Here is a 13,536-nt window from a genome sequence, read left to right as displayed (position 1 = left end):
TCGCTACACCTTCGACCCTCCGACCACTCGGCGACTTCGCAGAGGGGCAGCGGCCTGTCGATCGGGCGACGAATGAACCTGTGCGCTCGATCGGCGTTGGTGGACAGGACCCGCTTTTTGCCTAGAGAACCCGACCCATGGATATCGCACGCACCCCCGCCACCCCCGACGGCAACCCCGAAATGGCCGATGCCCCGGTCCACGCACCGCCGCCCGAGATCAGGCGCGAGGATTACCAGCCCTGCCCCTGGCTGGTGCCGAGCATCCGGCTGGAATTCGAGCTCGGGATCGAGGAAACGCTGGTCACCGCGAAGATCGACGTGGAGCGCAATCCGGCCGGCAACGGCTCGCCCACGATCAGGCTCAACGGCGACGGGTTGGAGCTCGTCGAACTGCATTGCGACGATGGCCCGTGCGCAAGCCATGTGATGGAGGGGCAGGATCTGCTCGTCACGCTGGAGGGCGACAGGCACACGCTGACCATCGTCACCCGGCTGAAGCCGGATCAAAACAGCCAGTTGATGGGGCTCTATGCCTCCAACGGGATGCTGTGCACCCAGTGCGAGGCGGAGGGTTTCCGCCGCATCACCTTCTTCCCCGACCGGCCCGATGTGCTCAGCACCTATACCGTCCGCATGAGCGGACCCAAGGCGGATTTTCCCGTCCTCCTGTCCAATGGCAACCATACCGATGGCGGTGAGGGCGAAGGCGGCACGCACTGGGCCGAATGGCACGATCCCTGGCCCAAGCCGAGCTATCTCTTCGCGCTGGTCGCGGGCGATCTGGTGGCGCGCAAGGACAGCTTCACCACCATGGCCGGGCGCGAGGTCGATCTGGCCGTCTGGGTGCGCGAGGAGGACCTGCCGCGCACCGAACATGCGATGGAATCGCTCAAGAAATCCATGAAGTGGGACGAGGAAACCTTTGGCCGCGAATATGATCTGGATGTCTTCAACATCGTGGCCGTGGGCGATTTCAACATGGGGGCGATGGAGAACAAGGGCCTCAACGTCTTCAACACCAAATACGTCCTCGCCGATCCGGAAACCGCCACCGATGGCGATTACGACGGGATCGAGGGGGTGATCGGGCACGAATATTTCCACAACTGGTCGGGCAACCGAATCACCTGTCGCGACTGGTTTCAGTTGAGCCTGAAGGAAGGCTTCACCGTGCTGCGCGACCAGCTGTTCAGCCAGGATATGAACAGCGCCCCGGTCAAGCGGATCGAGGATGTGCGCGTGCTGCGCAGCGTGCAGTTTCCCGAGGATTCGGGGCCGCTGGCGCATCCGATTCGCCCGGACAGCTATCGCGAGATCAGCAATTTCTACACCTCGACCGTCTACAACAAGGGCGCCGAGGTCATCCGCATGATGCGCACGATGGCGGGGCCGGAGCGCTTCCGGGCCGGGACCGATCTCTATTTCGACCGCCACGATGGCGAGGCGGCGACCTGCGAGGATTTCGTCCGCTCGATCGAGGACGGGGCGGGGCTCGACCTCAAGCAGTTCCGCCGCTGGTACGAACAGGCCGGCACACCCAGGGTTTCGGCCGTTCTGCGCGAGGAGGGCGGACGCACGGTGCTCGATCTGGAGCAAACCGTGCCGCCGACGCCGGGGCAGCCCGCTAAACAGCCCATGCCCATCCCCCTGCGTGTCGCCCTGCACGACCGCGACCGCAACGCGCTGGGCGAAGAGCGTCTGATCGTGCTCGACGAAGCGCGCGTCAGCTTCGATCTGGGCGAGGCGGCGCAAAGCCCGGCGCTGTCCATCAATCGCGGCTTTTCCGCGCCCGTTTCCATCGAAAGGCCAGTGGACCGCGAGGAGTTAGCTTTCCTTGCGCGGCACGACGACGATCCCTTCGCGCGCTACGAGGCGATGCAGGATCTCGTCGTCGGCCATCTGGTGCGGGCGGCGGGCGGCGATCTTTCGGATGCCGAGCGCGAGGAGGGCGAGCGCGCCATTGCTGCGGCCATGGGCGGCATCCTTACCGACGATGCCCTGGACGATCAGATGCGCGGCGAACTCATGCTGTTGCCGGGAATCACATATCTGATGGAGTCGATTCCCTCCGCCGACCCGTCACTGATCGGCACCGAGCGCGAGGCGATCAAGCGGGTGATCGGCAATGCCCTGGGCCAGGAGCTGCGCGATCTGCACGACCGGGCGAGCGCGGTGCCGTTCTCGATGGGCGCGGCCGCCAAGGGCGCGCGCAAGGTGAAGACGCTGGCGCTCTCTCTGCTGGCCGCAGCCGATCCGGTCGCGACCGAAAAACGCGCGGCGCAACAATACGATAGCGCCGACAACATGACCGACCGCCAAGGCGCGTTGATGGTGCTGACGGGCCTGCCGGGGGCGGCGCGCACGGACAAGCTGCTGGATTTCTACAACCGCTATCGCGGCAATGCTCTGGTGATCGATAAATGGTTCGCGCTGCAGGCGAGCTCGCTTCATCCCGAGGTGGTCGAGCACGTCAAGGCGCTGGCGCAACATCCTGATTTCACCCTCAAGAATCCCAATCGGGTGCGCTCGCTCTACATGGCCTTCACCGGCACGCCCCAGGGGTTTCATGCCGCCAGCGGCGAAGGCTATCGACTGATCGCGGACCTCGTCCTGGAGCTAGATACGATCAATCCGCAGACCGCGGCGCGCTTCATCCCGTCGCTGGGCCGCTGGCGCCGGATCGAGCCGGTCCGTGCCGCCCTGATGCGGGCGGAACTCGAACGGATCGCCGCCTCCCCGAGGCTGAGCCGCGACACCTACGAGCAGGTAAGCCGGTCACTTGGCTGACTTTTTGACCGCCGACGCGCTGGAGGGGGTGCCCCATGCCTTCTCCACCCGCGCGCGCCTTCCGCTCGAATACATCCTCCCCGGCGCCCCTCAGGTACTCGTCAAGCAGGTCCACGGCGCGCGGGTCGTTCACGCCACCGCACCCTTCGACGGCCCCGTACCCGAGGCGGATGCGCTGGTAACGGACCGGCCCGGCCTGCTCATCGGCATCGTCACCGCCGATTGCGCCCCGGTTCTCTTCGCGGACCGCGAGGCGGGCGTAGTGGGCGCGGCCCATGCCGGCTGGCGCGGCGCCTTCGCCGGCGTGCTTGAAAACACCTTTGCCGCCATGACCGATCTCGGCGCCCGGCCGGAGCGCACGACGGCGGTCATCGGCCCAACTATCGCTGCCCCCAGCTACGAGGTGGACGAGGGGTTCCGCGATCGATTCCTCAACGACAACCCCGCCAATAGCCGCTGGTTCACCCCCGGCCGGCCCGGCCATTTTCAGTTCGACCTCCCCGCCTTCGCGGCCCACCGGCTCAGCGCGGCCGGTGTGGGCGAAGTTCATGACCTTGCCCGCGACACCTACGCCGAGACGGCCCGGTTCTATTCCTATCGTCTTGCTACGCATCAGGGCCGAGCGACCGGCGGACGCCAGACGAGTGTCATCGGTTTGCCATAAGCTATGTGCCCGGTGCGGGAGGGCGTGCCAAAATCGCGGTTGGCAACAGGCTGGCGAGCCGCTAGAGGCCGCTCCCAATCGCACTTCCCGCCCTCATGGGCGCTGGCGGTTGCGTACGCGCCGGCTCTAGGGCCGGTTTGCAAAACACAGGGAATTCGCATCCCCGGCACTCTATTCGTCGCCGGTGGAAGCCAGGCAAGGCAAAGGGCTGATGGCAGATACGGCTGCAACCGCTGACACTTCGGTAACCGAAACGAGCACCACGACTGCAGAAGGCTATCGCCGCCGCGACGTTCTGGGCATTCCCGCAAACACCGCCGCGGTCGCCGCGGCCGGGGTGGGCGGTGTTGCGGTCCTCGTTCCGCTGATCAGCCAGATGGCGCCTTCCAAGGACGTGCTCGCCGAAAGCTCGACCGAGGTCGACGTTTCCGCGATCGAGGCCGGGCAGGCGATCAAGGCCGTCTTTCGCAAGCAGCCGCTGTTCGTACGTCGTCTGACGCCGCAGGAGATTGCGGCGGCCGATGCGGTCCCGCTGTCCAGCCTGCGCGATCCGCAGACCTTGGAAGAACGCACCAAGGAAGGTCACAAGGACATGCTCGTGACCATGGGCGTGTGCACCCATCTGGGCTGCGTTCCACTGGGAGCGGGCGAGGGTGAGAACCGCGGCGAGTACGGCGGCTACTTCTGCCCCTGCCACGGCTCGGCATACGATACAGCGGCGCGCATCCGCAAAGGCCCCGCGCCCACGAACCTCGAGGTTCCCGATTACGAATTTACCTCCGACACCACGATCTTGGTCGGCTGAGCATACAGGATAGGCACGCGATGAGTTTCCCCTGGGCCAGAGAGTACAAGCCGGCAAACGGCTTCACGCAGTTCCTCGACGAGAAGCTGCCGCTTCCGCGCCTCGTCTACAATGCGGTCGGTGCCGGCTATCCGGTGCCGCGTAATCTCAGCTACTTCTGGAATTTCGGCGTTCTGGCCGGGTTCTTCCTGATGCTGCAAATCGTGACCGGCGTCATCCTCGCGATGCACTACGCCGCCAATGCGCAGGTCGCCTTCGCCACGACCGAACACATCATGCGGGACGTGAACTGGGGCTGGATGCTGCGCTATGCGCACGCCAACGGTGCCAGCTTCTTCTTCATCGTGGTCTACATCCACATTTTCCGCGGCCTTTTCTATTCCAGCTACAAGGCTCCGCGCGAGATGATCTGGCTGCTGGGCGTGGTCATCTTCCTGCTGATGATGGCGACGGCCTTCATGGGTTATGTGCTGCCCTGGGGTCAGATGAGCTTCTGGGGCGCCAAGGTGATTACCGGCCTGTTCGGCGCGATCCCTCTGGTGGGCGAGCCCATCCAGATCTGGCTGCTCGGCGGCTACGCGCCCGACAATGCCGCGCTCAACCGCTTCTTCAGCCTGCACTTCCTGCTGCCCTTCGTGATTGCGGGCGTGGTCATCCTGCACATCTGGGCGCTGCACATCCCCGGCTCATCCAACCCGACCGGCGTCGAGGTGAAGGACGAGAGCGATACCGTGCCGTTCCATCCGTATTACACGGCCAAGGATGGTTTCGGACTGGGCGTCGCGCTGATCCTCTATTGTCTGCTGCTTTTCTTCCTGCCCAACTATCTCGGGCACCCGGACAACTACATCGAGGCGAACCCGCTTTCGACGCCTGCGCACATCGTCCCTGAATGGTATTTCTGGCCGTTCTACGCGATCCTGCGCGCCTTCACCGCGGACTTTTTCTTCATGCCTGCCAAGCTGATGGGCGTGCTCGCGATGTTCAGCGCGATCCTGCTGTGGTTCTTCCTGCCCTGGCTTGACCGCAGCCCGGTGCGCAGTGGCCACTATCGCCCACTGTTCCGCAAGTTCTTCTGGTTCGGCCTGATCCCGGCGATGGCCGTGCTGTTCTACTGCGGTGGCGCACCGGCGGAAGAGCCGTACGTGATGTTGAGCCAGGTCGCGACAGCATATTATTTCCTTCACTTCCTCGTCATCCTTCCGATCGTGAGCTCGGTCGAGAAGCCCAAGCCCCTGCCGACCTCGATCACGGCAGCAGTCCTTGGTTCGGACAAAGAAATGGTGAAGGGCGAGGCCGCCGAGCCGGTAGGCGTCTGAAGCGAAGATACAGGAACGGAATAGACCAGTACCATGCGTCAGTTGATCACGCCCCGCGTCATCGCCCTCCTTGTCGGGCTGTTCTTCGCTCTCGCCGCGTTGTGGGGTTTCGTAAGTGGGGTCGGAGCCGTCATCGGCCAGGGCTTCCTGAAGGAACCCACCGCCGAGCACGAGTTTCACGAGCACCCCAACGATTACGACTTCAGCTTCAATGGCCCGTTCGGCAAGTGGGACCAGAAGCAGCTGCAGCGCGGTCTCAAGGTTTATGACGAGGTCTGCTCGGCTTGCCACAGCCTGAAATTCGTCGCTTTCCGCGATCTCGCAGCGCTCGGTCTGACCGAGGGGCAGATCAAGGCGTATTCCGCCAAGAAGGTTGTCCCCGGTATCGACCCGGTCACGGGCGAGCCGACGACGCGGCCCGGCACACCGACCGATTACTTCCCCTCGCCCTATCCCAATGCGGTGGCGGCAGCGGCAGCCAACAACAATGCGATCCCGCCCGATCTTTCGCTGATCACCAAGGCGCGTCACGACGGAACGAACTACGTTGCGTCGCTGCTCACTGGTTACCAGGCGCAGCCCGCGAAGCTGGTCGAGGAATTCCCGGGCGCGAAGACCCCTCCCGGTCTTCACTACAATCCGTATTTCGCCAATCTCAATCTCGCGATGGCTCCGCCACTCACGACGGAAGGCCAGGTCACTTTCGATGACGGGACCAAGTCGACCATTCCGCAAATGGCCCAGGACGTAGCGGCTTTCCTGACCTGGACGGCAGAACCGCAGCTGGTGAAGCGTCGTCAGACCGGGTGGGCAGTGATGGTTTTCCTCCTGTTCGCGACGGTGCTTGCCTATCTCTCCAAGCAGACGGTCTGGGCGGCTGCGAAGCCGAAGAAGAAGGTTTGATCTTGTCGGGAGCGCGATCCTGACCCCCGACGCGCTCAAAGCCCTTGTAAGAACGGTGCCGGACTTTCCGGCGCCCGGAATACAGTTCCGCGACATCACGACCCTGATAGGCGATCCCGCCGGTTTGAGCGCGACAGTCGAATGGCTCGCGCGAGCGGCTCGCGAAGCCGGAGCGCAGGCTGTCGCCGGGATGGAGGCGCGCGGATTCATTTTCGGGGCTGCGGTGGCGGTGCAGTTGGGGATCGGCTTCGTGCCAATTCGCAAACCGGGCAAGCTCCCCGTCGAGACGATAAGCGTCGAATATCATCTCGAATACGGTGTGGATCGTCTCGAGATGGATCCCAAATCGGTCGAGAAGGGACAGCGCGTGGTCCTTGTAGATGATCTCATCGCCACGGGCGGCACCGCGCGTGCAGCAGCCGAATTGATCAGGAAAGCCGGCGCGGTAGTCGATAGCGCCATATTCGTGATAGACCTGCCCGACCTTGGCGGTGCGGCATCGCTGAACACATGCGGGATAGAAACCCACGCACTCATGGCTTTTGCGGGCCATTGACGCCGGAAATATCTGGCAATCCGTGCGTTGTTGCCCGGACTGCCGTGCCAGCCAGGCGGACGGTAAGGGAGCGATAATCTAGCAGATGCAGGAACAAGCGATCGTTATCGCGATGGTGGGTATACTGGGCATCGGCGCCCAGTGGCTCGCATGGCGCACCAACCGCCCGGCCATCGTCCTGATGCTCGCCGCGGGCTTTCTGGCCGGTCCCATTCTGGGCATTTTCGATCCGGAACACGCTTTCGGCGATCTGCTCGAGCCTATGGTCGCCATCGGTGTGGCGCTGGTTCTGTTCGAGGGCGGGCTGAGCCTCGATTTTCGCGAACTGCGCATCACCGGCGGCGGAGTGTGGCGCATGGCCACCATCGGCGTGGCGGTCGGCTGGTTCCTCGGCGCTGTCGCGGCGCATGAAATTGCCGGCCTGGTATGGCCGGTCGCGATCCTGTTCGGAGGCATCCTCGTCGTAACGGGACCCACGGTAGTCATGCCGCTGCTAAGGCAGGCCACGATCCAGCAGCGACCGGCTTCTCTCCTGAAGTGGGAAGCCATCGTCAACGATCCAACCGGCGCTCTGTGCGCAGTGATCGCCTACGAATATTTTCGCCTGTCCGTCGATGGCGCCACGCTTTTCGAAGTGGTCCCGCCCCTGCTTTTCGCCGCCGCGCTATCGGCCCTCATGGGATATGGCGCCGCAAGGGCGATAGCGTGGCTGTTCCCCCGCGGTATGGTCCCGGAATATCTGAAGGTGCCGGTTCTCTTCGTGACCGTGATCGCGGTGTTCGTCCTGTCGAACACCATCGAGCACGAGGCCGGTCTGGTCGGCGTGACCGTAATGGGCGTCGCCCTCGCCAACATGAACGTGCAATCCATGCGCTCCATCCACCCTTTCAAGGAAACGATCGCGGTGCTCATGGTCTCGGGCATTTTCGTGTTGCTGTCGGCTTCGCTGACCTGGGACGACCTTGCCTATCTCAACTGGCGCTTCGGGGCGTTTCTGCTCGCCTTGCTCTTCCTGGTCCGTCCGCTGACAGTCCTGATCAGCCTGTTGGGCAGCTCCATACCGTGGAACGAGCGCTTTTTCGTGGCGTGGATCGCACCGCGCGGCATCGTTCTGGTGGCGATCAGCGGCCTATTCGCGTTTCGTTTGTCCGAGCTGGGCTATGCCGACGGTAATGTGCTTATCGGACTTGGCTTCGCGGTCGTCGTCACCACCGTCTTGGCGCATGGCTTCACAGTCGACCTCGCGGCAAAGCTGTTTCGCGTGAAGGGAGAGACCCGCCCTGGTCTCATCATCGTGGGAAGCACGCCCTGGGCCGTGGCGCTCGCCGAGCTGATGCACGATCTCAAGATACCGATCATGGTCGTCGATTCGAGCTGGCAGCGCCTCGCCGCGGCAAGGCGCAAGGGATTGCCCCATTATCACGGGGAAATCCTGAACGAGGCGACCGAGCACAATCTGGATCTGTCCCCGTATCAGGCGCTGGTCGCCGCGACGGAGAACGAAGCCTACAATACCCTGGTCTGCAACGAATTTGCTTACGAGATCGGCCGGGATAGCGTCTATCAGCTCGGCGAGCCGGGCGACGAGGACGATCACAACGCCTTGCCCGATTCCCTGCGCGGCCGCGCCTTGTTCGAAAGCGGTTTCGGCGTCGAGGAGGTTGCAGAACGCCTCCGCGAGGGCTGGGTTTTCCGCCGCACCAAGCTGTCCGAGAACTTCAAGTTCGAAGACGCGAAGGATACGCTGCCCTCCTCGGCCAACATGCTCCTGCTACTCAAGAAGGATGGAAGGATGCGATTTTTCACCCATCTCGCGACACCAACCCCCTCGCCCGGGGATACCGTGGTCAGCTTTTCGCCCCCCCAGCGCGCCAGCGCGGAGGAGAAGAGCCAGCATCGCGCCGCGAAGCGAGCGGGAAAGGCTCAGACCGCATGAGGAACGCCATTATACCTTCCATGCTTCTTGCCCTTGCAGCCTGCAATAATTCGAACGAGGGGGCGGAGGCCGAGCCCAGCCCGGAGCCCACGCCCAACACGCAAGAGCCCCCTCAGGCATCGATCATGCGCAGCGATATGGCGGTCCCAACGGAAGCCCCGGCCCCGATCGAACCGCTCGACATCGTGATCGGTTTTCCTGAGGGCGGCGCCGAACTTTCGGCGGAGGGCGAGGCAAAACTCGCCCGGCTGGTCGATAGCGTGCAGGTGGGCGAGGGCGGTCCCATCGAACTCGCCGCGCACTCGGATTCGGCTGGTACCGACAGCGCCAATCTGCGCGCGTCCCGCGAAAGAGGGGAGGCGGTGCGTGACTGGCTGGTCGACAAAGGCATCGATCCCGAACGCATAAGCCTGGTATCTTTTGGCGAGCAGAACCCCGCGAAGCCCAATGCGCTTCCCGATGGAACGCCCGACGAAGCTGGCCGGGCCGCCAACCGGCGCGTCGAAATTCACGTTCCCGTCCGCATCGAACCGACCGGCGAAGCCCGAAAGCCCACACTTGCCGAGGAAATCGTCGAGCGCACCAGCGAATTTTCGGGGTCGAGAAGGGCCAGCCCAACGCCGGGACCAACAGAAGGCAATTGACGCGGCAAGCTATTCGATGGCATCTGCGGCGCGTCGAGCGAGCGGGTATAGCTTAGTGGTAAAGCTCCAGCCTTCCAAGCTGGCCAGAATGGCGCGAATGCTGGGCTTTTGCGGTAAAACGCCTTAAAATCCTGCTCTTTGTTTTCAATCACTTGCGCGAAGGATGTAAAATGATCCGGAACGGTCCGGGTTCTTTTTTCATCCCCGGTCAGAGGCGGCCATGGAGCCGCGGTATGTCCGTCTTTCTCGCTATGCTTTGCGCCTCGTGTTCACCGATCGCTGAGCCCGTCCCCATTCCCGCCGCCTGTACGGTTACCGATGGCGATACTGTTCGCTGCGGCGATGAGCGGGTGCGCTTGCTTGCGATCGACGCTCCCGAACTGCCGGGCCATTGCCGCGCCGGCAGACGGTGCGCCCCTGGCGATCCCGTCGCTGCTACGGACAGCCTGCGCGCGGCCATGCAATCGGGTCCGATACGGATCATCCGCATGGGACGCGACCGCTATGGCCGCACGCTAGGGTCGGTCTATGCCGGTGAAGTCAATCTATCGTGCCTTCAGATCCAAACCGGCAATGCCGTTTACGTCCGGCGTTGGGATGATGGCAAAGTCATCGCCAAAACGTGTCCGGAAATCACCGGAGAGGGATCACCCCCCGGTTAAGAGGCGCACCTTTTGTGTTTCGAACTCGCTTTCGCTGATGATGCCGTCATCCCTGAGCTTTGCGAATTTAGCCAATTCGTCGGCGGCTGAAAGGGGAAGAACCTGTTGCGTGGGCATCGGCTCTTCGACCGCCAGTTGCGGCAAGGTGGAGGGGTCCGGCTCCACAACCACCATGCGATAATCACGTGCCAGCGTCATCGTCTGCTTGCTGTCGCCTCGCATGATCTCGACGTCATAGGACGGGTTCTTGACCGCTTTACGCAGGCCATCGAGCAGATTGGCGGAAGTCTTTATCTTCTCTTTCGAAATCCGGACGATCCTATCGCCGGCGACGATGCCACCGAGTCCTGCCGGCGATTGCGGTTCGACTTCGGTTACGATGAGTCCGTTGCCGTTCGTCTCTTGGAACGAGGCGCCGAGATAAGCGTGGTTGGGGAAGGTGGTGCCCCCGGGAAAGCGGCCGCCCAACGCGGAAAACAGTTCCATCACATTGTTATGGTAATGCGCACCGTCCATTTCTTCGGTTCTGGTCTGGCCGAATGCCATTTGCGTTTCGATCCAACCGGTGGCCTGCACGCGGCTTGAACCGTTGAGCCCAGCGATATTGAAACGGATGTAATTCTTGGGCGGAGTGGAATACTGATTGCCGATCAGGAGAGCCGAAAGAAGGCCCTGCATCGTGGATAGCTTCGCTTCGCATTGAACCATCGTCGAAGTGGAATTGATGAGGGTCCACCCCATATCGGCGCAGCCGTTGGCGATCCTGTCGGAAGCGTCCGTCACCCCCATGTCGAAGATAGCTTCGGTTCTACCTGACGGGGTGACCGCATAGGGAACATCCGCGAAGGCAGGCGAGGCCGGAACGGCGCTGGCAAGCGCCGCGGCAATGATCAATCTTTTCAATTTAACCCCCCGTGATTGGAGGGGCTTCTATCGGATCGAATTGCGAATTCCGTCAAGTGCGTAAACTATTTCGTCTCGTGCAGGCCATGGCCATGGATCGGTCCCCGCGTAATCGATGGAGCGGAGGTCCTGACGCAAAAAATGTAATGCTACACCTAACATTTCCCTTGCGTTCCGTTGTAACGCATGGCATTACACTTTCATGGAAATCGAAAGCATCCGCCACAAAGGTCTCAAGCGCTTGGCTACCAAGGGCGATACCCGCGTGATGGAAGCGCAACGGCTCACCGACATGCTGGCTTTCATCGCCGCAGCCGACACAATCGAAGACCTGCAAACCCCGCCGAACTTCGGCTTTCACGCCCTGAAGGGCGACCGCAAGGGCACCGTCGCCATGACGGTCACGAAGAACTGGCGGCTCACTTTCTCCGTCTCGAACGATATCGTTTTCGACTTGGATTTGGAGGACTACCATGGCGATTAAGCTTCATCGCTCTATCCACGTTCACCCCGGCCCCTGGCTGCGGCGCAACGTGCTCGATCCTTATAGGATGAGCGTGACTGCAACCGCAAACCACCTCGGCGTGTCGCGTCCGCCGCTCAACAATCTGCTCAATGGGAAGGCTTCGCTGTCGCCGGAAATGGCGGTGCGCTTTGAAAAGGCATTCGGCATTTCCGCCGCGACCATGCTTCGCATGCAATCGGCCTACGATCTGGCGCTGGCGGAGGAAAAGGCGCAGGCGTTCGATATCGCGCGGCTTCCCGAGCCCGCATGACCCGCTCCCGTCGCAAGATGGCCATTCCACCTGCTGATTTGTCCCACTTCGGGACGCCCATGACGTTGGACGGTCTTTCGTATCAGTTTGTCGCAGGGCTACTATTGCGGTTTCGCAACGGGAAGTAATTACCGCCCACGACTCGAGGAATGGTCCTCGGTCGAAGGTTGGGGTTTCCCATGAAGACTAAGTTGCTTTTGGCAGCCGGTGCTCTCGCTATATCCAGCGCACCAGCGACCGCCGCCGATTTCTCGTTCGTCGGTTCATTGTCCGATCCGAACGATGTACTGTTTTTCGATTTCGACGTCGGGTCGCTATCCAGCGTCACCCTTCGCACCTTTTCCTACGCTGGCGGAACCAACGCCGCTGGCACCTTCATCGCCGGGGGCAATTTCGACCCTATCCTGTCGTTGTATAACCTCTCGACTGGGCTGCGCGTCGGTCAAAACGACGATGGTGGCTGCTCTTTGGTCGATCCAGATCCGACGACCGGAGCCTGCTTTGACACATTCTTACAAACCGAGCTTGGCGCCGGTTCGTATCGTGTTGCTGTAACGGCTTTTTCGAATTTCGGCCCCGAGACGCTTTCCGGTGAATTTCGCAATACCGGCAGTTTCAACGGTCGAGGCACCAACTTCGCCTTCGACGTTTTGAACGTCGACACCGCGATTGGCCCGGGCGGCGTGCCCGAGCCTACCACGTGGGCGCTGTTCATTCTTGGTTTCGGCGTAGTCGGCGCAAGCTTGCGCTCACGCCGTCAGCAGGTCGTTCACTTCGCCTGACACGGGCGATTGCTCGAGGCGCCGCTCCCGCACTGGGGGCGGCGTTTCGACGCCTAGAATGTGATTACCCATTATCGCGGCGGCCATACCGTCAGACGCGAAACGGCGGATTTGTTGACATGGAGGTCAACGATACCCCCACCGATACCCCCAAATTGCGGGCGGATTTTGCCCTAGAACTTGATCTCACATGGCACGATCGCTGCCCCCAAATGGCCGCACCGGCTGCAGCGCATCTTTTCCTCGAGCCGCTCGATCGGCCACCTCGCCCTGGTGGGACCTAGATCACCCATCATCAGGACCGCGCTGGCGTCGGTGACATGACCACAGGCCGGATTGTCGCAGGTGATGCGCGCATTTTGCGCGCGCCGGGTAAAGTCGTGTATCGAATCGAGGCGATGACGAGCCATGGCCCCAGATGGAACGGAACAGGAACGCCTAGCAAGCCTCGTCGCTGATCCGATCCACTGTGTTCCCGCAGCGTGTCGCCAAATCTCCCTGCACGATCGCGGTCGTCTTCAAATCTGGCTGTCCCAGCGCTCGCGATCCCGGCAGCGTCCGGACCTCGTTATGGCGCACGTCCGCGCCCTTCACGCCGTTCATGGCGATGGCCCACCAGAAGCCGGACATCGCGATTTCGTTGTTCCACACCCGCACCCGCTTGGGCGGCAGCGCACCGAAATTGGTGATGCCCTGCATCCCGCCGCCGATGCGATTGCCGATGATCGCGATGTCGCTGGTGGGCGGCTTGCCCGCCTCGCTCCAGATCTGGATGCAGTCGGGGTGCGTGCCGTCCT

The 13,536-nt window shown here is 62.4% G+C and carries 14 protein-coding genes and 1 pseudogene; 12 read left to right on the top strand and 3 right to left on the bottom strand.

Features of this window, described 5'->3' with window-relative positions; genetic code table 11:
• Positions 1 to 137: 137 nt before the first annotated feature.
• The 9 genes from pepN (at position 138) to ACFDTG_RS10605 (ending at position 10,278) form a co-directional block, all read left to right on the top strand.
• Positions 138 to 2,789 carry an aminopeptidase N gene (pepN, locus tag ACFDTG_RS10645; RefSeq protein ID WP_375291019.1) on the top strand — a complete coding sequence of 884 codons (2,652 nt, stop codon included), beginning with the start codon at positions 138 to 140 and terminating at the stop codon, positions 2,787 to 2,789.
• The gene (gene pgeF / locus ACFDTG_RS10640) at positions 2,782 to 3,453 is read left to right on the top strand and encodes a peptidoglycan editing factor PgeF (protein WP_375291018.1); all 672 of its coding nucleotides are present in this window, start codon (positions 2,782 to 2,784) and stop codon (positions 3,451 to 3,453) included. The genes pepN and pgeF overlap by 8 nt, the downstream gene beginning before the upstream one ends.
• 211 nt (positions 3,454 to 3,664) lie before the next feature.
• A complete protein-coding gene (gene petA, locus ACFDTG_RS10635; RefSeq protein ID WP_375291017.1) occupies positions 3,665 to 4,258 on the top strand; it encodes a ubiquinol-cytochrome c reductase iron-sulfur subunit in 594 nt (197 codons plus the stop codon).
• 20 nt (positions 4,259 to 4,278) lie between these two features.
• Positions 4,279 to 5,577 (top strand): cytochrome bc complex cytochrome b subunit, encoded by a 1,299-nt coding sequence (locus ACFDTG_RS10630; RefSeq protein WP_375291016.1) that lies wholly within the window; start codon positions 4,279 to 4,281, stop codon positions 5,575 to 5,577.
• A gap of 33 nt (positions 5,578 to 5,610) precedes the next feature.
• The gene (locus ACFDTG_RS10625; protein WP_375291015.1) at positions 5,611 to 6,480 is read left to right on the top strand and encodes a cytochrome c1; all 870 of its coding nucleotides are present in this window, start codon (positions 5,611 to 5,613) and stop codon (positions 6,478 to 6,480) included.
• A gap of 19 nt (positions 6,481 to 6,499) precedes the next feature.
• Positions 6,500 to 7,036, top strand: coding sequence for an adenine phosphoribosyltransferase (locus tag ACFDTG_RS10620; protein WP_375291034.1), 537 nt, complete (start codon positions 6,500 to 6,502; stop codon positions 7,034 to 7,036).
• A gap of 85 nt (positions 7,037 to 7,121) precedes the next feature.
• Complete coding sequence (locus ACFDTG_RS10615; protein WP_375291014.1) at positions 7,122 to 8,972, top strand: cation:proton antiporter; 1,851 nt, start codon at positions 7,122 to 7,124, stop codon at positions 8,970 to 8,972.
• Positions 8,969 to 9,616 carry an OmpA family protein gene (locus tag ACFDTG_RS10610; protein WP_375291013.1) on the top strand — a complete coding sequence of 216 codons (648 nt, stop codon included), beginning with the start codon at positions 8,969 to 8,971 and terminating at the stop codon, positions 9,614 to 9,616. The genes ACFDTG_RS10615 and ACFDTG_RS10610 overlap by 4 nt, the downstream gene beginning before the upstream one ends.
• Positions 9,617 to 9,849: 233 nt before the next feature.
• Positions 9,850 to 10,278 (top strand): thermonuclease family protein, encoded by a 429-nt coding sequence (locus tag ACFDTG_RS10605; protein WP_375291012.1) that lies wholly within the window; start codon positions 9,850 to 9,852, stop codon positions 10,276 to 10,278.
• On the opposite strand, the gene ACFDTG_RS10600 is transcribed toward ACFDTG_RS10605, so the two are convergent.
• Positions 10,264 to 11,181, bottom strand: coding sequence for a PDZ domain-containing protein (locus ACFDTG_RS10600; protein WP_375291011.1), 918 nt, complete (start codon positions 11,179 to 11,181; stop codon positions 10,264 to 10,266). The two genes, ACFDTG_RS10605 and ACFDTG_RS10600, sit on opposite strands and share 15 nt — an antisense overlap.
• Positions 11,182 to 11,383: 202 nt before the next feature.
• Here ACFDTG_RS10600 and ACFDTG_RS10595 point away from each other — a divergent pair, with 202 nt between their 5' ends.
• The 3 genes from ACFDTG_RS10595 (at position 11,384) to ACFDTG_RS10585 (ending at position 12,739) form a co-directional block, all read left to right on the top strand.
• Positions 11,384 to 11,665: a type II toxin-antitoxin system RelE/ParE family toxin gene (locus ACFDTG_RS10595; protein ID WP_375291010.1), complete on the top strand. Its 282-nt coding sequence runs from the start codon at positions 11,384 to 11,386 to the stop codon at positions 11,663 to 11,665.
• The gene (locus ACFDTG_RS10590) at positions 11,655 to 11,957 is read left to right on the top strand and encodes a HigA family addiction module antitoxin (RefSeq protein ID WP_375291009.1); all 303 of its coding nucleotides are present in this window, start codon (positions 11,655 to 11,657) and stop codon (positions 11,955 to 11,957) included. The genes ACFDTG_RS10595 and ACFDTG_RS10590 overlap by 11 nt, the downstream gene beginning before the upstream one ends.
• A 179-nt stretch (positions 11,958 to 12,136) precedes the next feature.
• Positions 12,137 to 12,739 (top strand): DVUA0089 family protein, encoded by a 603-nt coding sequence (locus ACFDTG_RS10585; protein WP_375291008.1) that lies wholly within the window; start codon positions 12,137 to 12,139, stop codon positions 12,737 to 12,739.
• A 173-nt stretch (positions 12,740 to 12,912) separates the two neighbouring features.
• Here the strand turns inward: ACFDTG_RS10585 and ACFDTG_RS10580 are convergent, their stop codons facing one another.
• Both ACFDTG_RS10580 and ACFDTG_RS10575 read right to left on the bottom strand, forming a co-directional pair.
• Complete coding sequence (locus ACFDTG_RS10580; protein WP_375291007.1) at positions 12,913 to 13,149, bottom strand: hypothetical protein; 237 nt, start codon at positions 13,147 to 13,149, stop codon at positions 12,913 to 12,915.
• Positions 13,150 to 13,177: 28 nt separating this feature from the next.
• Positions 13,178 to 13,536, bottom strand: a pseudogene (locus ACFDTG_RS10575) (hypothetical protein); the annotation flags it as partial.

Source organism: Qipengyuania sp. (assembly GCF_042095715.1).
GTDB lineage: Bacteria > Pseudomonadota > Alphaproteobacteria > Sphingomonadales > Sphingomonadaceae > Qipengyuania.
This window is presented reverse-complemented; position numbering and strand designations above follow the sequence as displayed.